Origin of the sequence: Pseudotabrizicola algicola (genome assembly GCF_010915705.1) — a bacterium.
GTDB classification, from domain to species: domain Bacteria; phylum Pseudomonadota; class Alphaproteobacteria; order Rhodobacterales; family Rhodobacteraceae; genus Pseudotabrizicola; species Pseudotabrizicola algicola.
Window position 1 is genome coordinate 32,100 of record NZ_JAAIKE010000004.1, and the last position, 18,619, is coordinate 50,718.

Consider the following 18,619-nt stretch of genomic DNA (forward strand, 5'->3'; position numbering starts at 1 on the left):
ACCAGACCCATGCCCACCCGCGTTCTCGTGCCTTCGGGCGTCCTCGGCCTCGGCTTTGACCGAACCGCCCTTGCGCGCGGGGTGGCCATGCGTCCCGACATCATCGCCATCGACGGAGGGTCCACCGACAGTGGGCCCTTCAGCCTTGGCGCGGGCCAGTCCAAATACGCCCGCGCCGCCACCAAATCCGAATGGCGCGACCTGATGCTCGCCCGCGCCGAAGCGGGCGTGCCGCTGGTGATCGGCACCGCAGGCACCTGCGGCGCCGATGCCACTGTCGACTGGATGTTCGACATCACCGCCGAACTCGCGCGCGAGCTGGGCCAGACCCTGCGCGTCGCCCGCCTCTACTCCAGCCAGACCGCCGATACCGTCACCAGGGCCCTGGGCGAGGGCCGCATCATCCCCCTCACCCCCGCCCCCGAGATTTCGCCCGAAACCCTCGCCAGCATGACCAACATCGTGGCGCTCGCCGGGGCCGAACAGATACAGGCCGCGATCGACACAGGGGCCGAGATCATCATCGCGGGCCGCACCACCGATACCGCCACCATCGCCGCCCTGCCGCTTGCGCGTGGCGATCACGCGGGGGCGGCATGGCACGGGGCCAAGATCGCCGAATGCGGCGCGCTCTGCTCCACCAACCCCACCTCGGGCGTGATCGTCGTCGATTTCGACGACAGCGGCTTCACGGTCGAGGCGATGCACGAAACCGCGCTCTGCACCCCCCATTCCGTCTCTGCCCACATGCTTTACGAAAACACCGACCCCTTCATCCTCTATGAACCGGGCGGGCATCTGGATGTGACGCGCGCCCGCTACACCGCGCTCGACGCCCGCCGCGTGCGGGTGGAAGGCTCGGAATGGGTGGCGGGCCGCTATACGGTCAAACTCGAAGGCGCGCGCATCGCGGGCTATCAGACCACCATCATGGCCATCCTGCGCGGCGCGCATTATGCGGCCCACGCGCGCGACTGGGTGGCAAAACTCGCCACCTTCCTGACCGACACCATCTCGCGCCGCATGGGCCTTGCGCCTGACAGCTACAGCCTCGACTTCCGGCTGATCGGCGTCGATGGCGCGCTCGGCCCCTTGGAAAACCGCACAGGCCATCCGGTCGAGGTCGGCGTGCTGGGCATCGTCACCGCCCCCACGCAAGGCATCGCCGCCGAGATCGGCAAGCTGATCAACCCATTCGTGCTGCACTACCCGCTGACCGAGGATGAGGAATTGCCCACCTTCGCCTTCCCCTATTCCCCCGCCACCACCGACCGCGGCGCGCTTTACGAATTTGCGCTCAATCACGTGATGGACCTGTCAGACCCGATGCAGGCCTTCCGCCTGACCGTCACCGAGGTGGGCGCATGAGCACGCAGAAACAGCCCCTTGGCCAGCAAGTCCTCAAGGTCCGCTCCAAGAACGCCGGCCCCTTCTGGGTCACCATCGACATCTTCTGCGGCACGTCCGAGGCTTATGCCTCGGTCCTGCCACGGCTGCACACCTCCGACGTGGCCCGCCTCTATGCCACGCCCGAGCAACTGGTGAAGCGCTTCGACATCCCCGATCTGCACGTCATCAAATTCTCGATCCCCCGCCCCGTGGTGCAGGGGTCGGCGGCAGACCGCGACATGCACGGCGCGCAATGGGCGCATCTCCTCGACGAGATGGCGGTGTGACCCTCCTCACCCGCCCGCGCCTGACCACCTTTGCCGTCGCGACCACCGGGGCGGCGCTGTTCTGGTCGCTGAACCTGCCACTGGCGCTGCTGCTCGGCCCGATGGCGGCCTGCCTTGTCGCCGCGCTGATGGGCGCGAAGATGCAGGATGCCGGAACCCTCGGCACCTTCATGCGCACCTTTCTGGGGGTGGCGGTCGGCTCGTCCATCACCCCCGCCACCCTCGGCCACCTGCCCGATTTCGCGTGGTCGCTGCTGTTCGTGCCGCTGTTCATCGTGGTGATCGGGGCCATCGGCTACCCGCTCTTCCGCTACGCCTTCGGCTTCAACCACCCGACCGCATGGTATGCCGCCATGCCCGGCGGCTTGCAGGACATGCTGGTGTTCGGCGAGGAAGCAGGCGGCGACGTGCGCGCCCTCTCGCTGATCCACGCCACCCGCGTTCTGGTCATCGTCACCTCGGCCCCGCTGGTGATGACGCTCTACTGGGGCATCGACCTGACGCAGGCCCCCGGCAAGGCGGCCATCGAAACGGACCCCGTGCAGATCGCCCTGATGATCGCGGCAGGATTTGCAGGCTGGAAGATCGCCGCCCGCGTCGGCCTCTTCGGGGCATCGATCCTCGGCCCGATGATCCTGACCGCCGCCCTGTCGCTGGCGGGCATCCTCACCACCCGCCCGCCTGCCGAGATCATCTGGGCCGCGCAATTCTTCATCGGCATCGCGGTCGGGGTGAAATACTCCGGCATCACATGGCGCGAATTGCGCATCGATGTGGGCGCGGGCGTGGTCTACGCCCTGATCCTCGCCGCCATCTCGCTCGCCTTCTTCGAGGTGATCTACCTCACCGGCCTTGCGCCCGCGCTCGATGTGTTTCTGGCCTTCCTGCCGGGCGGGCAGGCGGAAATGGTGGTCATCGCCATCATCGCGGGGGCGGATCTGGCCTATGTGGTCAGCCATCACCTCTTGCGCATTATCCTCGTGATCCTGCTCGCCCCCGTCGTCGACCGGCTGTTCCGCTAGCGCGCGGTCACGTCATGCTTGTAAAGCCAGTCAAACCGCCGCAGCGCCGCCTGCGGCGCGACCACAGACCCCAGCCGCAGCCCCAGATGCGCGACGCCCCGCGCCAGTCCTGACAGGTGATAGAGCCGCGCATTTGTGTTCGCGGCCTCCACGATCCGCGTGCAGCGCGAGGCGCGCGCCGCCTGATAGGCCGCCAGCCCCGCCGCCAAGCTGTCATGCGTGGCGAGGGCATCGGCCAGCACCCAGGCATCCTCCAGCGCCATGCAGGCCCCCTGCGCCAGAAACGGCAGCGTCGGATGCGCGGCATCCCCCAGAATCACCGCCGCGCCCTGCTCGGTCACGCGGAACCACTCCCGCGCGACGGGGTGCCGGAACAGCCCCCACAGCCAGACATCCTGCACCTGCTCCAGCCAGCCACGCACGCGCGGGGAAAAGCCCTGAAACGCCAGCTTCATATCCATGCTGTCGTCGCGCAGGGACCAGCCTTCCTCGACCCATGTCCGCCGCTCTTCCACCGCCACGATGTTGCGCAAACGGCCCCCGCGCAGCGGATAGCTCACCAGATGCTGCCCGGGCGCCATATGCACCTCGGCCACATTCGGCACCCCCGGCGATTCCGGGATCAGCGCGCGCCAAGCGACCTGATGGGTGAAGAACGGCGCGACCTTGCCCGTCAACGCCCGCCGCACCTGCGAATGGAGCCCGTCGGCCCCGATCAGCAGCCCCGTCTCGCCCGTGCCGCCTTGCGCATTGCGCCAGCCCGGCCGCGCGCCCGTCAGGTCAACCGCCTCGATCTTCTGCAACAGACGCAACTCCACACCTGCCTCGCGCGCGCCCTCCAGCAGCAGCGCGATCAGATCGGCCCGATGCGCGAAATGATAGCCCGCCCCCGCCACATCCAGCCGCGTCACCAGATCGCCGGTCGGCCCGTCGCGCAACTCCACCGCCGCCGCCCGCGTCGAGACGGCCTCCAGCGCCGCGCCGAGGCCCAGCGCCCGCAGCACCGCCGCGCCATTCGGGCTGATCTGCAAACCCGCGCCCACCTCGCGCACCGCGTCGGCCTGTTCCAGAACCGTCACCTGCGCCCCGCGCAGGGCCAGCGCCCGCGCCACCGCCAGCCCGGCCACGCCCGCCCCCAACACCGTGACACTCTGCCCGATCAGGCTCATCCGCCCACCCCCCGAATGTAAAACGCCGGACCATCGGCCCGGCGTCAGTCTTTCAAACCCTGCAAAGGCCGGGCAAAAACCCCGACGGGATCACTCCTCGCGATGCACCTTCTCGCGGCGCTCGTGCTTTTCCTGCGCTTCCAGCGTCATCGTCGCGATCGGGCGCGCATCCAGCCGCTTGAGGCTGATCGGCTCGCCGGTCATCTCGCAATAGCCGAATTCGCCATTGTCGATCCGGCGCAGCGCCGCGTCGATCTTGGAAATCAGCTTGCGCTGGCGGTCCCGCGTGCGCAGCTCCAGCGCGCGGTCGGTCTCCTCCGAGGCACGGTCGGCCAGATCCGGCACATTGCGCCCGCTCTCGGTCAGGTTTCCAAGGGTTTCCGCGCTCTGGTCCATCAGCTCCTGCTTCCATGTCAACAGCTTGCGGCGGAAATACTCCAACTGCCGGTCGTTCATGAAAGGCTCATTCTCGGCAGGACGATAATCATCCGGCAGGAAGGCTTCTGGCTTCATCGCAGCACTCTCCAATGTGTCGGATCGCACCGACAGGTGGGCTTCTGTCATGGCGCACTCCTGTTCGCGCAGCACCTAGACCTTTTCGATACGATTGTCACTAGGTGTTGCGACATTTTGTGGGCACCGATAGCCTGCGCGCGACACATTCCGCAGGGACGGCATCCGAAATGACCTTTCAATCGACGGCCAGCTATGTGGCCACCAAAGATCTCACCACAGCCGTCAACGCCGCCGTCGCCCTGCAACGTCCCCTGCTCGTCAAGGGCGAACCCGGCACCGGAAAAACCGAACTCGCCCGTCAGGTCGCGGCGGCGCTCGGCATGGAACTCATTGAATGGCATGTGAAATCCACCACCAAGGCGCAACAGGGCCTCTATGAATACGATGCCGTCAGCCGCCTGCGCGACAGCCAGCTCGGCGATGCGCGGGTGCATGACGTGTCCAACTACATCCGGCGCGGCAAGTTGTGGCAGGCCTTCACCGCTCCCGCGCGGGTTGTGCTGCTGATCGACGAGGTGGACAAGGCCGATATCGAATTCCCGAACGATCTGTTGCAGGAACTCGACCGGATGGAGTTTCACGTCTACGAGACCGGAGAGACCATCCGCGCCCTGCACCGCCCCGTGGTCATCATCACCTCGAACAACGAAAAGGAATTGCCCGACGCCTTCCTGCGCCGTTGCTTCTTCCACTACATCCGATTCCCCGATCCCGACACGCTGCGCGCCATCGTGTCGCTGCACTTTCCGGGCATCAAGGAGACGCTGCTCACCACCGCCCTCACCCAGTTCTACGAGATTCGCGACACGCCGGGGCTCAAGAAAAAGCCCTCCACCTCCGAAGTGCTCGACTGGCTGAAACTCCTCCTCGCCGAAGACCTCGGCCCCGAAGACCTGCGCCGCGACGCCAAATCCGCCCTGCCGCGCCTGCATGGCGCGCTGCTCAAGACCGAACAGGATGTGCAGCTTTTCGAGCGGCTCGCCTTCATGTCCCGCGCGGGTCGCTAGGGCATTGTTGCCGCCCGAGCGACGAATCGGGCAATCTTGCCGTGCTTTAGCCATAGTTCTGACACAATCAGATCACGAATGCGGCATTTCTGAAATATTGTGAAATATTCCGTGCGCCCATTCGGGCAGATGCGGTGCCTTTCGCCCTTTCGCCCGCGATGGGTAGACTCGTCCCGCCGTCGCATTTTCCACATCATTGACACAGTGCCGCCCCGTTACGGACATTCGGGGCCTGTTCACTGAATTTTGTCCTCTCCAGCCAAAGGCGCGCCAGAATGGCCATGACCGCCCCAGTGTTCCCCGATCTTGCGCCCGCTGCCTGCGGGCGGGGTCGGCGGGCCTGCGCGCGCCCCGGCCGGACAGGACAGGGGCCAGCCGCACGTTCCGCTGCGGCCTTGCCCCGCTGCATCTCTCCCGGATCCGCGCGCCTCTGCGCCGCGATCGGCGGAGGGCGGGAATCGGGGGATTCCCGTTACACGACTCATGGGCTTGCCAGCCGGATCTGCCCCGGCAGCAGCCTTGGAATGAAACCGGGGGCGCAATCTGCGTCGCCCCATGCAAAAGAGCTGCCACTCTCATGCGCCTTGCCAAACTGTTCGCCGCCCTTGCCCTTGGCACCGCCCTGTCGGGCTGCGTCGCAACTCCCGCCGCCGATGTAACAAAGGGCCGCTTCGACGAACAGGTGGCCCGTCCGGGCGCAACGGCGATGCATGCCTTTGCCTCCGGCCCCGCCATCGGCGTGATGCGCGGCAATGGCGAACTGGCCGCCGATTTCCTCGACCTGCAATTCCGCATGGAAAGCGGGCGCGCGCTGCCCGTGCTGACGCGCTTCGAAGGCCCCATCACCGTGGCCCTGTCGGGCGATGTGCCGCCCGTGGCGCGCGGCGAACTCACCCGCCTGATCGCCCGCTTCCGGTCCGAGGCCGGGCTCGACATCAGCCAGACCAGCGGCCCCGCCTCGATCACCATCGATTTCCAGCCCACCGCCGCCCTGCGCCGCGTGGTGCCATCGGCGGCCTGCTTTGTGGTGCCCAATGTCTCGGGGCTGGCCGACTACGCCCGAAAGCGCAACACTGCCGCCGTCGACTGGGCGCGGATGGTCCGGCGCGAGCGGGTGGCGATCATGGCCCCGTCCGACGGCAGCCCGCAAGAGGTGCGCGACTGCCTGCACGAAGAACTGGCACAGGCGATGGGGCCGCTGAACGACCTGTTCCGCCTGCCCGATTCCGTGTTCAACGATGACAATTTCCACTCGGTGCTCACCGGCTTCGACATGCTGATGCTGCGCCTCCACTACGCCCCCGAACTGCGCTCGGGCATGAACGAGGCCGAGGTGGCCGCCCGCCTGCCCGCGCTTCTGGCACGGCTCAATCCGCGCGGTCAGGGCATCGGCGGCGCGCCCAAGCAACTCAGCCCCCGGTCGTGGATTTCCGCGACCGAAGCCGCCTTCGCCGGCCGCACAGGCGCCCGTCCCGAAGCCGCCGAACGCATGATCACCATCGCCAAGGCGCAAGGCTGGACCGACGGGCGCATGGCCTTCAGCCTCTTTGCCCGTGGCCGCGCGCTTTCTGGCCGCGACGCCCCCGCCGCGATCGAGGCCTTCTCGCAGGCCGCCCGCCTCTGGCGCGCGATCCCCGGCGCGCAGATCCACGCCGCCCATGTCGACATGCACCTCAGCGCCTTTGCCCTCTCGGCAGGGCAGTTCGATCAGGTGCTCGCCTTCACCGACCGCTCCATCCCCGTCGCGCGCAGCCACCAGAACGCCTCGCTGCTGGCGTCGCTGCTCGCCATGCGGGCCGAGGCGCTCGACGCCACGGGCCGCTCCGCCGAAGCCCGGCCGGTTCGTCTCGACAGTCAGGGCTGGGCGCGCTATGCCTTCGGCTCGGATGCGCAGGTGCGGGCACGGCTGTCGGATATCGCGACACTGGCCCGGCGCGGCGGGCGGGGATAAGGCACCAACGCTTCCCCGCATAACGGCAAGGGGAAGCGGATGATCGTTCTGGCAGGCTTGGTTCTCGGGGTCGCGACAGGGGCCTATACCGCCAGGAAACGGGGCGGCAACCGGCTCGACATGGCGCAATATGCGGCGGGCTATGCCATCGCCTTCATGCTCGTGGGCCTCTTTCTCACCATCTTCCTCGAACGCGCCCTCGCCTGATGCGCGCCCAGCCCAAGCCCCCAAAGGCCTGAGCCATGTTCCTGCCGTTCTTCGAAACCCTTCGGAAAACCGGCGTGCCCGTGTCGTTGCGCGAATTCCTCGCCTTTCTCGAAGGCATGGCCGCCGGCCTTGCCACCTATGATGTCGAAGGCTTCTACTACCTCGCCCGCACGGCGATGGTGAAGGATGAACGCCACATCGACCGCTTCGACCGCGCCTTTGCCGAAGCGTTCAGGGGGCTGGACGCGATCACCCCCGAACAGGTGCTCGACGCCATCGACCTGCCCGCCGACTGGCTGCAAAAGCTGGCCGAAAAGCACCTCACCGCCGAAGAACGCGCGCAGATTCAGGCGCTTGGCGGCTTTGACGCGTTGATGGAGACGCTGAAACAACGCCTTGCCGAACAAAAGGGCCGGCATCAGGGCGGCAACAAGTGGATCGGCACCGCCGGCACCTCGCCCTTCGGCGCCTATGGCTACAACCCCGAAGGCGTGCGCATCGGCCAAGACGGCTCGCGCCACCAGCGCGCGGTCAAGGTCTGGGACAAGCGCGAATTCCGCAACCTCGACGACCAGATCGACCTCGGCACCCGCAACATCAAGATCGCCCTGCGCGCCCTGCGCAAATGGGCGCGCGACGGCGCGGCGCAGGAATTCGACCTCGACGGCACCATCGACGCCACCGCCCGCACCGGCTGGCTCGACGTGCAGACCCGCCCCGAACGGCGCAACGCCGTCAAGGTGCTGATCTTCTTCGACATCGGCGGCAGCATGGACCCCTATATCCGCGTGATGGAGGAGCTGTTTTCCGCCGCCCGCTCCGAATTCAAGCACCTCGTGCCCTTCTACTTCCACAACTGCCTCTATGAAGGCGTGTGGCGCGACAACGCCCGCCGCTGGGATCAGCAGACCCCGACATGGGAGGTCTTGCGCAGCTACGGCCCCGATTACCGCTGCATCTTCGTGGGCGATGCCGCCATGTCGCCTTACGAAATCCTGCACCCCGGCGGCGCGAACGAACACTGGAACCCCGAGGCAGGCCATGTCTGGCTCGAACGCGCCTGCGCCCAATGGCCGCATCACCTTTGGATCAACCCGGTGCCGCAACCACATTGGCAATACACCCACTCGACCCGCCTGATTGCCGAGATCTTCGGCAATCGCATGGTGCCGATGACCCTCGAAGGCCTCACGCGCGGCATAAAGGAGATCAGATGACCCTGTTTCGCCGCCATCCCGTGCTGGCCAGCCTGTTCGCCCTCGCGCTGATGCTCACGCTGTTCTTCGCCGGACGCTTCGTGGCGCAGGTGATCTACTGGTCCGACCCCGCCCGGCAAGAACAACAGGTCGAAGGCTGGATGACCCTGCGCTATGTCGCGCGCAGCTGGCAGCTTGCCCCGCGTGACCTTTACGAAGCGGCGGGCCTTCCCGCCCCGGTGCGCGGCAGCGCGATGACGCTGGAACAACTGGCCGAAGATCGTGGCATCCCCCTGTCGCAGCTGATCGCGGAGATCGAGGCGAGCATCCTTCACCTGCGCGCCGCTCCCACCGGCGCGCCATCGGGCAACGGGGCCAGCGCACCGTGACCGAATGGCTGCTCTCTGCCGTGCCCACCTACGGGCCGTTGCTGGTGGCCTTCGTCACCTTCCTCTCCTGCATCGGGGTGCCGGTGCCTGCCTCGATGCTGATGCTCGCAGCGGGCGGCTTTGCCGCCTCCGATGATCTGGAGGTCTGGCAGGTGGCCGTCGCCGCCCTCACCGGCGCCGCCTTGGGCGACCAGACCGCCTATTGGGCCGCGCGCAAGGGCGGCGCACCCTTTGTCGACCGCATCGCCACCGGCGCGCGCGCCCAACTGCTCGACCGCGCCCGCGTGCAGGTGGCGCGGCGCGGCACCCTTGCGGTGTTTCTCACCCGCTGGCTCGTCAGCCCGCTCGCGCCCTACGCCAACCTCATCGCAGGGGCCAGCCGGATGAACTGGTTCCCCTTCGCCACCGCCGCCTTCGCGGGCGAATTGGTCTGGGTCGGCGTCTATGTCGGGGCGGGCTACAGCTTCGGCGACAATCTCGAGGCTGCCACCGAATTTGCAGGCTCCATCCTCGGCTTCCTCGCCGCCGGGGCCATCGCGGCGGGTCTGGGCTGGTGGCTCTGGCATCTGGCCAAGCGGTCAGAGTGACGCTTTGCCACGCCCCCGCCCTTTCCCGATCCGCGACCGCGCCCCATATTCCCCAGCATGATAAAGTTCCTGCCCGTCATCCTCGCCATCGCCTACGCGCTCCTGATGTGGCGTTTCTCGGTCTGGCGCACCTCCAAGATGCTGGACGAACAGTCCCAGCCGCTGACCGACCCCGCCATCACGCGGCTGGCCGACCAGATGGCACAGGCGCTGGATATCCCCACGATCAAGGTCAACGTCTACGAGATCGACGCGGTCAACGGCCTTGCCGCCCCCGATGGCCGCATCTTCCTCACGCGCGGCTTTCTGAACCGAAAGGCGCGCGGCGAGGTCAGCGCCGAAGAACTGGCCTCGGTGATCGCGCATGAACTGGGCCATGTCGCGCTCGGCCACACCCGGCGGCGCATGATCGACTTCACCGGCCAGAACGCCGTCTTCGTCATGCTCTCGGCGCTTCTGAACCGCTTCATCCCCGTGCTCGGCATCTGGATCGCCAACCTGATCTCCACCGCGCTGATGGCCCGCATGTCGCGCCGCGACGAGTTCGAGGCCGACGCCTACGCCAGCGCCCTGCTGGTCAAGGCCGGCATCGGCACCGCCCCGCAAAAATCGCTGTTCCGCAAGCTTCAGGCGCTGACGAACAACGCCGGAGCGGGCGTCCCGGCCTGGCTGCTCAGCCATCCCAAGACCGAAGAACGGATCAAGGCCATCGAAGCCGCCGAACTCCGCTGGCAGGCCCGCTGACGCGCCCCGACGCCGCGCCTGCGCCATCTTCCGCAGCGGGCGCGATCGGCGATCTTTCGCCTTCCACGGCCGCGACCGGGAACCTGCGGCGCATCCGCGCGTTGTCAGGGGAACATCAGGATAAGACCAAGGAGGCCCCATGTCCGCCCCCCAGACCAATATCGACAAACAGCAGCGCCGCCATCGGGGACCGCTCATCGGCATGATCCTCGTGGTCATCGCGGTGGGCATCGGCTTTGTATGGTGGCTCGGCTACGAGGCGGCGGAAAGCGACCCGCTGCCCGGCCCCAGCGATCAGATCGACGGGCGCACAGGAGAAACGGTTCCGGGCGATGCGCCCTTTACCGCGCCGCCCGAAGGCACCCCGCCGGTCCAGCAATCCGAGCAGCCCACGCCCGGCGTGCCCAACCAGACGGTTGACCCGCTCACCCCCGCCGATGTGCCGGCGGTCGATCCGCTGCCCGAAAGCTCGCCGATCGTTCCCGCGAACTGATGCCGCTCACTGGCCTGCCGAATCCATCGCGCGGGCCAGACGGTTCAGCCGCACGCGCCTGAGCAGCGCCTTGCGGCCGAAGGCCTGCCCGGACAGGGCGCTGGCCTTGGCCAGAACCGCCGCCACGACAGCCTCCACCGCCTGCGGCTCGTGCGACCACAGCTCCCACAGGAAACCGTCGGGATCGCGCCGCACGATGCCCTCTTCCGCCAGCAGGTGCTGCGGGAAATCGGCGGCATTGAAGGTGAGGATCGCATCGGCATGGCCACCGATCGCCACCGCCAGCACATGCACGTCATCGGGATCGGGCAGCGCCAGCCGCGCCTCTATCTCGGGGCGGGCGCGGACCATCGCCGCAGGAAAGCCCGCGCGCAGCAGCGCCGCCTCGCCCTCGGCCGCCGCCTGTTGCGCCGCGCCCAGCTTGGCCGTCGCCCGCACCCATTCGCGCAAGATACGCTCGGACACCAGCGGCTCGTATAGCCCCGCCCGCGCGCAGCCCAGCAGGATCTCGCGCAGCACCGTCGGGTAAAGCACGCAGGCATCCAGAACCAGCCTCATCCCGCCCGCTCCTCAAGCGTGACCGCTTTCCTCGCTGCCCCCTGCGAGGACCGCCCGCAAGGGAGGGACGAGCGCACGCGGCGGCCCTCAGTCCAGCCGGAAGGTCAGGGCCTTCAGATACCCCGACTCCGCCAGTTGCGGCAGCATCGGGTGATCGGGGCCTGCAAAGCCGGTGTGGATCAGCTGCCCCCGCCGCCCGCCGCGCCCGATGCCGCGCGCGCTCGCGTTGCGGAACGCGGCCAGATCGGCGGCATGCGAGCAGGAACACAGCACCAGATACCCCCCCGGCGCCACCAAGGGCGCCGCCAGCCGCGCCACCCGCTCATAGGCGCGCAAGCCCGCCTCCAGCGCAGGCTTGGCGGGGGCAAAGGCAGGCGGATCGCAGATCACCAGATCAAAGCGCGCGCCCTCGGTTCCCAAAGCCTCCAGCACGGCAAAGGCATCGCCCTGACGGGTGGCAAAGCGCGCCTCGACCCCCATCGCCGCCGCGCCCTCCGCCGCCAGAGCGAGGGCCGGCGCCGATCCATCCACCGCGAGGGCACTTTCCGCCCCGCCCGCAAGGCAGGCCAGCCCGAACCCGCCCACATGCGAGAACACATCCAGCACCCGCGCGCCCTTGGCCAGCCGCGCGGCAAAGGCATGGTTGGGCCGCTGGTCGTAGAACAGCCCCGTCTTCTGCCCGCCCAGCAGGTCCGCCATATACAGCGCGCCGTTCATCGGCACCGTAACCGGCCCCTCCACCGCGCCCGCGATCACCGCCACCTCTTCGGGCAGCCCTTCCAGCCCGCGCGACCGGCCCGAGCCGTTCTTGACCACCGCCGTCACCCCCGTGACCGCGACCAGCGCCGCCACCAGCGGCTCCAGATGCGCCTCGGCCCATGCCGCATTGGGCTGCACCACTGCCACATCGCCAAAGCGGTCGATCACCACACCGGGCAGCCCGTCCGCCTCGGCATGCACCAGCCGGTAGAAGGGCGCATCGAACAGGCGCGCGCGCATCTCCAGCGCCCGCGCGATCCGCGCCGCAAACCACGCCTGATCGATCACCGCCACGGGGTCGCGGTCCAGCATCCGGCAGATGATCTTCGACTTGGGGTTCACCGTGACCAGCCCCAGCGGCCGCCGCTCGCCATCCTCCAGCACCGCGAGGGCCCCCGGCACCAATGCCTGCGTGCGCCTGTCCGTCACCAGTTCGTCGGCATAGACCCAAGGAAAACCGTGGCGGATCGCCCGCGCCTCGGCCTTGGGTTTCAGGCGCACCACCGGAAGGGCGCGCGAGGAGAAAGCATCAGCGGAATCGGGGGCGTCATGCGCAAAGGGAGGGGTCATCATCCCCTCCCCTTACCGCAATCCCTTGCCGTGGGAAATGCCCCTCAGCGCAGCGCCACCACCGACCGCTGCGACAGCGCCTGGCTCACCAGCATCGGGTCCGTCACCCGGCCCGACAACTCGGCGCGGATCGCGCTTGCCAGCCGCTCGACCACCACCACCCGCTGCGTGCGGCCCATCTGCTCCTCGGCCACCGCCTGCGCGCCGCCCGCTGCCTTGGCATCCGCCGTCACCATCCGCGGCCCTTCGATCACCGCGCCCGTCGCCGCATCCCGCACCGTCAGAGAAAACCGCATCGAATGGGTGCCGCCGACCGTATAGCGCGTCTTTTCCGTCACCGAATGGAACCGCGCCACCTCGACATCCACCACGACCTTGCGGCCCGTGTTCATCGTATAGGTGCCACGGTCCATCGCTTCCTTGAAGATCGACATCACCTGCGCATGGCGGTTGCCCATCGGCTCGCCGCGCCAGACGATATCGGCCACGGGGTAGAACACATTGGCTTCGGACACGCGCAGCTTGCTGGGCACCGAGATGCGGATGTCCTCCACATCATATTGCGCCGCCAGAACCTGCCGGGGCCCGGTCGCCTCGATCCGGCCCTGACTGGCCAGTGTCATCTGGCTTTGCTCGGACCGCATCACATCGGGCGCGCTGCCCGCACAGGCAGACAGGCCCATCAGAACTGCCAGCATCGGCAAAAGACGTGTCATCATCACCCATTCCTCCGGGGGAGTTCTTCCCCTTGCCCGAACAGGGTTACCTGCCAATCATGGCACGATTGCGCGCGAATGGGCGCAAAAGCGGGGAATTGTGGTGACAAGACCCGCACAGGTTCTGGTTGCAGGAAAAACGGGGGGCGGAAGACCCCGCCCCCCGTTCCCGTCACCCGCCCTGATTGTCCACCTGCGCCCGCACCGAAAGTCGGCCCAGCCGCGAGATACGGTAGGGATGCCCCGCCCGCGATTCGATCAGCCGTTTGCGGCGCAACCGCTGGAAGGTCGCCAGATCGAAGCCGTCAAGGATCATCCCCTCGCGCGTGTGGCAGGTGACCTCCGTCACTTTCGGTCCGCCCGCACGCTCGTGCAAAATCCAGCCGCCCAGCGCCAGAACGTGCAGGGCGCGTTGCTCCTGTCGTGAAATGTTCATGCTTGTCTCGTGTGAAAACGTGAAAGAAACCCCGCGCGCCATTGCGGCAGGGGTGCCCGATGTCACGCGGCTCTCTGGCAGTCAGAGAGCCTTTTCACACAAGCTCTTGCATCCAATCTCCATTGGTCCGTCCGGCGCAACTTGCCGCAACGGCGGGTGCAGCCTAGACTCGCCCGAGGGTGTTTTCAATCCGCCTCCCGCCGCTCGCGCCCGCCGCCGCCCGGGGGATGGGGCGAGCAAGGGTTGTTAGCGCTAACAACACCTGCTATACTCCCCGCACCGCACGCCAACCGAAAAAAGGCCCGCCATGACCCTGCATCCGACCCTCGCCCGCGTCACCGACCGCATCCGCGAACGCAGCCAAGGACCAAGGGCCGAGTATCTGCGCCGCATGGCGGGGGCGGTGGCGGCAGGCCCCGCGCGCAGCCACCTCAGTTGTGGCAACCAGGCCCATGCCTATGCCGCGATGGAAGAGGACAAGGCGACGCTTGCCACCAGCCGCGCGCCCAACATCGGCATCGTCACCGCCTATAATGACATGCTCTCGGCCCATCAGCCCTTCGAGCGTTACCCCGACCTGATCCGCGCCGCCGCCCGCGCCGCCGGGGCCACCGCGCAGGTGGCGGGCGGCGTGCCCGCCATGTGCGATGGCGTGACGCAAGGCCAGCCCGGCATGGAACTCTCGCTCTTCTCGCGCGATGTGATCGCGCTGGCCGCAGGCGTCGCCCTGTCGCACAACTGCTACGATTCCGCCCTCTACCTCGGCGTCTGCGACAAGATCGTGCCCGGCCTCATCATCGCCGCCGCCACCTTCGGCCATATTCCGGCGGTCTTCGTCCCCGCAGGCCCGATGACCTCGGGCATCCCCAATGACCAGAAATCTGCCGTCCGCAACGCCTATGCCGAAGGCAAGGCCACGCGTGAGGAACTCATGGCCGCCGAGATGGCCAGCTACCACGGCGCAGGCACCTGCACCTTCTACGGCACCGCCAACACCAACCAGATGCTGATGGAATTCATGGGCCTGCACCTGCCCGGTGCCAGCTTCGTCAACCCCGGCACCCCCTTGCGCGAGGCGCTGACCACCGCCGCCGTGGAACGCGCGGCCCAGATCACCGCGCTCGGCAATGATTTCCGTCCGGCGGGCGAGATCCTTGACGAGCGCGCCTATGTCAACGGCCTCGTCGGGCTGATGGCCACCGGCGGCTCCACCAACCTCGTGCTGCACCTGCCCGCGATGGCGCGGGCGTCGGGCGTGATCCTCGATCTGCAGGACTTCGCCGATCTGTCGGATGTGGTGCCGCTGATGGCCAAGGTCTATCCCAACGGCCTCGCCGACGTGAACCATTTCCACGCGGCGGGCGGGCTGCAATTCCTCATCAACCAGCTGCTCGACGCAGGCCTCCTGCACCCCGACGCCAAGACCGTCGCGGGCGACGGGCTCGCCGCCTATCGCCAGGAACCCACGCTCAAGGGCGGCAAGCTCGGCTGGCAGGACGGCCCGCGCGACAGCCTCAATGACAAGGTGCTGCGCCCCGCCGCCGATCCCTTCGCCGCCACCGGCGGGCTCAAGCAACTCAGCGGCAACCTCGGGCGCGGCGTCATCAAGGTCTCCGCCGTCGCCCCCGAGCGCCATATCGTCGAAGCCCCCGCCCGCATCTTCCACACGCAGGATGCCGTCAAGGCCGCCTTCAAGGCGGGCGAATTCACCTCCGACACCGTGGTCGTCGTCCGCTTCCAGGGCCCCAGCGCCAACGGCATGCCCGAACTGCACTCGCTCACCCCCACCCTGATGGTGCTGCAAGACCGCGGCCTCAAGGTCGCGCTGGTGACCGATGGCCGCATGTCCGGCGCCTCGGGCAAGGTGCCCGCCGCCATCCATGTCTCGCCCGAAGCGGCCAAGGGCGGCCCCCTCGCCCGCCTGCGCGACGGCGACATCGTGCGCCTCGATGCGGTGGCAGGCACGCTCTGCGTGCTGGCCGACGATTTCGACAGCCGCCCCGCCCTCTCCATCGACCTTTCGGCCAACAGCCACGGCATCGGGCGCGAACTCTTCGATGTCTTCCGCCAGACCGTCGGCACCGCCGATACCGGCGCGGGCGTGGTGGTCTGATCCGCGCGCCCCTTGCCGCATTTTCCGTCTTCAAATATCCCCGCCGGAGGCTCCCGCACTCTCCGCCTTCCCGACGCCAAAGGACCCTGCCCATGACCCCCACCGAACAATCCGCCCGCGCACTGGCCGTCTGCCAGCTTGCCCCCGTCGTCCCCGTCCTCGTGATCGACGATCTGGCCCATGCCGCACCGCTGGCACAGGCGCTGGTCAAGGGCGGGCTGCCCGCGCTGGAAGTCACCCTGCGCACCCCTTGCGCGCTCGACGCCATCCGCGCGATGGCCGAGGTGGCGGGCGGCGTCGTGGGCGCAGGCACGCTGCTCACCCGCGCCGATGTGAAGGCCGCGAAAGAGGCGGGCGCCACCTTCGGCGTCTCCCCCGGCGCGACCGACGCGCTGCTTGACGCCTGCGCAGAATTCGAACTGCCGCTCCTGCCCGGCGCAGTCACCGCCTCCGAGGTGATGCGCCTCCTCGAACGCGGCTACACGGTGCAGAAGTTCTTCCCCGCCGAACAATCGGGCGGCGCGGCCTTCCTCAAATCCATCGGATCGCCGATCCCGCAGGTCCGCTTCTGCCCCACCGGCGGCATCAGCCTCAGGAACGCAGCCGATTATCTTTCCTTGAAGAACATCCTCTGCGTCGGCGGCTCATGGGTCGCGCCGAAAGAGGCGATGGCCGCCGGCAACTGGGAGGCGATCACCACCCTTGCCGCCGAGGCCCGCGCCCTGCGCGACTGATCGGACGGCTCACGCCGCCCAGTCCAGCATCTGCGCCCAGCGCCACCGGCGTCTGGGCGCGGCCTCCGCGCGCTCCAGCCCCGCCGCAACCGCCGCCCCGATCTCGGCCGAGGCGGTGATGCCCTGCACAAAAGGCCGGTCGTGCATCAGATAGGGCAAGGCCGCCAGCACCAGCCGCCCGCCATAGCCCGGCACCCCGCGCAGCACATAGCCCTCATCCAGTTCCGGCAGGTCCTGCCCCGCCGCCTCCAGCGCCGCGCGCAGAGCGGGAAAGGGCAGGTCTGCGCTCTGCATCGGCCGCTGACCGCGCGCATCGATGAAGACGTCGAACCGCAGCACCCGCCCCTTGGTGCCTATCTGCGTGCCCGTCTCGCCGATCTCCAGATCATAGTCATCGCCCAGCGCCGCCACCTGCAAGACCCCGGCATCGCGCAGGGCCAGCAGACGCCGGATCGATTCCGGCGGCACCGCCGCGTAATTGTCGATGAACACCCGCTTCAGCCCGGCATCGAAGCGCGCGCGGTCCGCCTCCGGCAGGTCCGCCAGCACCGCCTCCACCGTCTCGTGCATCCGCAGGATGGCATAGCGCCAGCCCACCGTGCGCCGCGCCGCGCGGTCGCGCTCCACCTCGGCCAGATTCTCCCGCGCCCAGCCGAAGGGGTCGCGCGCCAGCCGGTCGGCAAAATAGGCGGCGGCAAAGCTGTCGGCGTCGAGGCGCTCCAGCCCCACATGCGCCGCATAGCCCGGGTCCGCCGCCGCAATCTCGGCGCGGAACAGGTCAAACAGCGCATCCAGCGGGGCCGGCCCCGCCAGCGCCTCCGACAGGGCCGCCCCCGTCATGATGTCCAGCGGCGCATAGGGGATCGGGCAATAGAAATCCGCCTCCGGCAGCACCCCGCTGCGCGACATCAGCATGATCTGCAACCCTTCCGCCTGCCGCTCGTAGACCAGATCATCCGCCTGCCCCGCCGCCCGCACGAAGCGCCCGTGCTGCGCTGCCACCGCCATCGCGGCATCGATCGCGCTCAGCGAGGTGCCCAGCACCCCCACCCGCGCCGCCGGAACATCGGTCTGGATCAGCCCCGACCACGGGTTCGGGAAATAGCGCGCCGTCTGCGCATCCTCGGCAAAGCTGTGGCCCGATGCCAGAACCACCCGGTCATACACCGCCTCCTGCGTCCCCGCGACCACGCGCAAACCCCTGTCTCCGGCCCGCACATCGGTCACCTCGACCCCGGTATGCACCTCCACCACATGCCCCGCCGCCTCTGCGGCGGCGATCAGCTCCAGAAACTGCGCGTTGAACCACGCCCCAAGCATCAGCCGTGGCGTGAACAGCCGCGCATCCAGATCGGCATGGGTCAGACCGAAGCGGCGCAGGAAGGCGGCAGGCTGGGCCTGCATCCAGTCCAGATAGCCGCCGCACAGGGGTGGAATCTCTATGCTGGCGATATTGGCCAGCATCGCGCGGGTCGCGGTTTCCTCGGAATAGGGTGTGCCGACGCCAAGGCTGTCTCCCTTCTCATAAAGGGCGATCCGGCAGGGCTCCTGCCGTTTTGACAGCGCGGCGAAGGTATAAAGACCGGTCGGGCCAGTGCCGACGATTGCAACAGACAACATGGGGTCACGGTTCCGATACGGCTCGACAGGAGGGTCCTGTCCAAGCGGATGCCCATCAACGCGGCCCGCGTCACGCGGGTTCCCGCAGCCCCCAACGCGCGCCATGCGGGCCGACCCAAACAAAAGCGCCGGGGGTCATCCCCCCGGCGCGCGCCC

20 protein-coding genes are annotated in these 18,619 nt (G+C 68.1%); 13 read left to right on the forward strand and 7 right to left on the reverse strand.

Annotated features, from left to right (window positions below; all coding sequences use genetic code 11):
* Window positions 1-9 precede the first annotated feature (9 nt).
* The 3 genes from G3572_RS13240 to G3572_RS13250 are packed head-to-tail and all read left to right on the forward strand — an operon-like array spanning window position 10 to window position 2,698.
* Window positions 10-1,368, forward strand: coding sequence for an acyclic terpene utilization AtuA family protein (locus tag G3572_RS13240; protein WP_164612637.1), 1,359 nt, complete (start codon window positions 10-12; stop codon window positions 1,366-1,368).
* A complete protein-coding gene (locus G3572_RS13245; RefSeq protein ID WP_164612640.1) occupies window positions 1,365-1,676 on the forward strand; it encodes a DUF4387 family protein in 312 nt (103 codons plus the stop codon). The genes G3572_RS13240 and G3572_RS13245 overlap by 4 nt, the downstream gene beginning before the upstream one ends.
* Complete coding sequence (locus G3572_RS13250; RefSeq protein ID WP_164612643.1) at window positions 1,643-2,698, forward strand: AbrB family transcriptional regulator; 1,056 nt, start codon at window positions 1,643-1,645, stop codon at window positions 2,696-2,698. Before G3572_RS13245 ends, G3572_RS13250 begins: the two co-directional genes overlap by 34 nt.
* Here the strand turns inward: G3572_RS13250 and G3572_RS13255 are convergent.
* Window positions 2,695-3,867, reverse strand: coding sequence for an FAD-dependent monooxygenase (locus G3572_RS13255; RefSeq protein ID WP_164612647.1), 1,173 nt, complete (start codon window positions 3,865-3,867; stop codon window positions 2,695-2,697). The two genes, G3572_RS13250 and G3572_RS13255, sit on opposite strands and share 4 nt — an antisense overlap.
* Before the next feature lie 90 nt (window positions 3,868-3,957).
* Window positions 3,958-4,380 (reverse strand): RNA polymerase-binding protein DksA, encoded by a 423-nt coding sequence (dksA, locus tag G3572_RS13260; RefSeq protein WP_164613180.1) that lies wholly within the window; start codon window positions 4,378-4,380, stop codon window positions 3,958-3,960.
* Window positions 4,381-4,550: 170 nt separating this feature from the next.
* On the opposite strand from dksA, the gene G3572_RS13265 reads away from it, so the two are divergent.
* From G3572_RS13265 to G3572_RS13295, 8 genes are all read left to right on the forward strand, one after another.
* Complete coding sequence (locus G3572_RS13265) at window positions 4,551-5,390, forward strand: AAA family ATPase (protein ID WP_164612649.1); 840 nt, start codon at window positions 4,551-4,553, stop codon at window positions 5,388-5,390.
* Window positions 5,391-5,967: 577 nt separating this feature from the next.
* Complete coding sequence (locus G3572_RS13270) at window positions 5,968-7,341, forward strand: DUF2927 domain-containing protein (RefSeq protein ID WP_164612653.1); 1,374 nt, start codon at window positions 5,968-5,970, stop codon at window positions 7,339-7,341.
* Window positions 7,342-7,380: 39 nt separating this feature from the next.
* Window positions 7,381-7,548: a hypothetical protein gene (locus G3572_RS21885; protein ID WP_205518724.1), complete on the forward strand. Its 168-nt coding sequence runs from the start codon at window positions 7,381-7,383 to the stop codon at window positions 7,546-7,548.
* 35 nt (window positions 7,549-7,583) lie between these two features.
* On the forward strand, window positions 7,584-8,765 hold the full coding sequence (locus G3572_RS13275) for a vWA domain-containing protein (protein WP_164612656.1): 1,182 nt from the start codon (window positions 7,584-7,586) through the stop codon (window positions 8,763-8,765).
* Window positions 8,762-9,133 carry a hypothetical protein gene (locus G3572_RS13280; protein WP_164612659.1) on the forward strand — a complete coding sequence of 124 codons (372 nt, stop codon included), beginning with the start codon at window positions 8,762-8,764 and terminating at the stop codon, window positions 9,131-9,133. Before G3572_RS13275 ends, G3572_RS13280 begins: the two co-directional genes overlap by 4 nt.
* Window positions 9,130-9,720 (forward strand): DedA family protein, encoded by a 591-nt coding sequence (locus G3572_RS13285; protein WP_164612662.1) that lies wholly within the window; start codon window positions 9,130-9,132, stop codon window positions 9,718-9,720. Before G3572_RS13280 ends, G3572_RS13285 begins: the two co-directional genes overlap by 4 nt.
* A gap of 57 nt (window positions 9,721-9,777) precedes the next feature.
* Complete coding sequence (locus tag G3572_RS13290; RefSeq protein ID WP_164612665.1) at window positions 9,778-10,464, forward strand: M48 family metallopeptidase; 687 nt, start codon at window positions 9,778-9,780, stop codon at window positions 10,462-10,464.
* A gap of 139 nt (window positions 10,465-10,603) precedes the next feature.
* Entirely contained in the window at window positions 10,604-10,957 is a 354-nt protein-coding gene (locus G3572_RS13295) for a hypothetical protein (protein ID WP_164612667.1), read from the forward strand.
* Between the two features lie 6 nt (window positions 10,958-10,963).
* Here the strand turns inward: G3572_RS13295 and G3572_RS13300 are convergent, their stop codons facing one another.
* The 4 genes from G3572_RS13300 to G3572_RS13315 form a co-directional block, all read right to left on the reverse strand.
* Entirely contained in the window at window positions 10,964-11,515 is a 552-nt protein-coding gene (locus G3572_RS13300; RefSeq protein WP_164612669.1) for an RSP_2648 family PIN domain-containing protein, read from the reverse strand.
* A gap of 87 nt (window positions 11,516-11,602) precedes the next feature.
* Window positions 11,603-12,844, reverse strand: a complete 1,242-nt coding sequence (locus tag G3572_RS13305; RefSeq protein WP_164613182.1) for an RSP_2647 family RNA methyltransferase — start codon at window positions 12,842-12,844, stop codon at window positions 11,603-11,605.
* A gap of 44 nt (window positions 12,845-12,888) precedes the next feature.
* Entirely contained in the window at window positions 12,889-13,563 is a 675-nt protein-coding gene (locus tag G3572_RS13310) for a DUF6778 family protein (protein WP_164612671.1), read from the reverse strand.
* Between the two features lie 169 nt (window positions 13,564-13,732).
* Complete coding sequence (locus tag G3572_RS13315) at window positions 13,733-13,996, reverse strand: YjhX family toxin (protein ID WP_164612674.1); 264 nt, start codon at window positions 13,994-13,996, stop codon at window positions 13,733-13,735.
* A gap of 307 nt (window positions 13,997-14,303) precedes the next feature.
* Between G3572_RS13315 and edd the strand changes: the two genes are divergently transcribed.
* Together edd and eda are read left to right on the forward strand one after the other, a co-directional pair.
* Complete coding sequence (gene edd, locus G3572_RS13320; protein ID WP_164612676.1) at window positions 14,304-16,109, forward strand: phosphogluconate dehydratase; 1,806 nt, start codon at window positions 14,304-14,306, stop codon at window positions 16,107-16,109.
* A 92-nt stretch (window positions 16,110-16,201) separates the two neighbouring features.
* Window positions 16,202-16,843, forward strand: a complete 642-nt coding sequence (gene eda, locus G3572_RS13325) for a bifunctional 4-hydroxy-2-oxoglutarate aldolase/2-dehydro-3-deoxy-phosphogluconate aldolase (protein ID WP_164612679.1) — start codon at window positions 16,202-16,204, stop codon at window positions 16,841-16,843.
* Between the two features lie 9 nt (window positions 16,844-16,852).
* Here the strand turns inward: eda and G3572_RS13330 are convergent, their stop codons facing one another.
* Window positions 16,853-18,463: an FAD/NAD(P)-binding protein gene (locus G3572_RS13330; protein ID WP_164612681.1), complete on the reverse strand. Its 1,611-nt coding sequence runs from the start codon at window positions 18,461-18,463 to the stop codon at window positions 16,853-16,855.
* Window positions 18,464-18,619 lie beyond the last annotated feature (156 nt).

What these genes read in the sequence shown, in the direction of transcription:
- dksA (WP_164613180.1), bottom strand. Translation starts at nt 4,380, where the DNA reads ATGAAGCCAGAAGCCTTCCTGCCGGATGATTATCGTCCTGCCGAGAAT.
- G3572_RS21885 (WP_205518724.1), top strand. Translation starts at nt 7,381, where the DNA reads ATGATCGTTCTGGCAGGCTTGGTTCTCGGGGTCGCGACAGGGGCCTAT.
- G3572_RS13315 (WP_164612674.1), bottom strand. Translation starts at nt 13,996, where the DNA reads ATGAACATTTCACGACAGGAGCAACGCGCCCTGCACGTTCTGGCGCTG.
- G3572_RS13310 (WP_164612671.1), bottom strand. Translation starts at nt 13,563, where the DNA reads ATGATGACACGTCTTTTGCCGATGCTGGCAGTTCTGATGGGCCTGTCT.
- G3572_RS13330 (WP_164612681.1), bottom strand. Translation starts at nt 18,463, where the DNA reads ATGTTGTCTGTTGCAATCGTCGGCACTGGCCCGACCGGTCTTTATACC.
- G3572_RS13245 (WP_164612640.1), top strand. Translation starts at nt 1,365, where the DNA reads ATGAGCACGCAGAAACAGCCCCTTGGCCAGCAAGTCCTCAAGGTCCGC.
- G3572_RS13290 (WP_164612665.1), top strand. Translation starts at nt 9,778, where the DNA reads ATGATAAAGTTCCTGCCCGTCATCCTCGCCATCGCCTACGCGCTCCTG.
- eda (WP_164612679.1), top strand. Translation starts at nt 16,202, where the DNA reads ATGACCCCCACCGAACAATCCGCCCGCGCACTGGCCGTCTGCCAGCTT.
- G3572_RS13295 (WP_164612667.1), top strand. Translation starts at nt 10,604, where the DNA reads ATGTCCGCCCCCCAGACCAATATCGACAAACAGCAGCGCCGCCATCGG.
- G3572_RS13300 (WP_164612669.1), bottom strand. Translation starts at nt 11,515, where the DNA reads ATGAGGCTGGTTCTGGATGCCTGCGTGCTTTACCCGACGGTGCTGCGC.
- G3572_RS13275 (WP_164612656.1), top strand. Translation starts at nt 7,584, where the DNA reads ATGTTCCTGCCGTTCTTCGAAACCCTTCGGAAAACCGGCGTGCCCGTG.
- G3572_RS13270 (WP_164612653.1), top strand. Translation starts at nt 5,968, where the DNA reads ATGCGCCTTGCCAAACTGTTCGCCGCCCTTGCCCTTGGCACCGCCCTG.
- G3572_RS13240 (WP_164612637.1), top strand. Translation starts at nt 10, where the DNA reads ATGCCCACCCGCGTTCTCGTGCCTTCGGGCGTCCTCGGCCTCGGCTTT.
- G3572_RS13305 (WP_164613182.1), bottom strand. Translation starts at nt 12,844, where the DNA reads ATGACCCCTCCCTTTGCGCATGACGCCCCCGATTCCGCTGATGCTTTC.
- G3572_RS13255 (WP_164612647.1), bottom strand. Translation starts at nt 3,867, where the DNA reads ATGAGCCTGATCGGGCAGAGTGTCACGGTGTTGGGGGCGGGCGTGGCC.
- G3572_RS13250 (WP_164612643.1), top strand. Translation starts at nt 1,643, where the DNA reads ATGGGCGCATCTCCTCGACGAGATGGCGGTGTGACCCTCCTCACCCGC.
- G3572_RS13265 (WP_164612649.1), top strand. Translation starts at nt 4,551, where the DNA reads ATGACCTTTCAATCGACGGCCAGCTATGTGGCCACCAAAGATCTCACC.
- G3572_RS13280 (WP_164612659.1), top strand. Translation starts at nt 8,762, where the DNA reads ATGACCCTGTTTCGCCGCCATCCCGTGCTGGCCAGCCTGTTCGCCCTC.
- edd (WP_164612676.1), top strand. Translation starts at nt 14,304, where the DNA reads ATGACCCTGCATCCGACCCTCGCCCGCGTCACCGACCGCATCCGCGAA.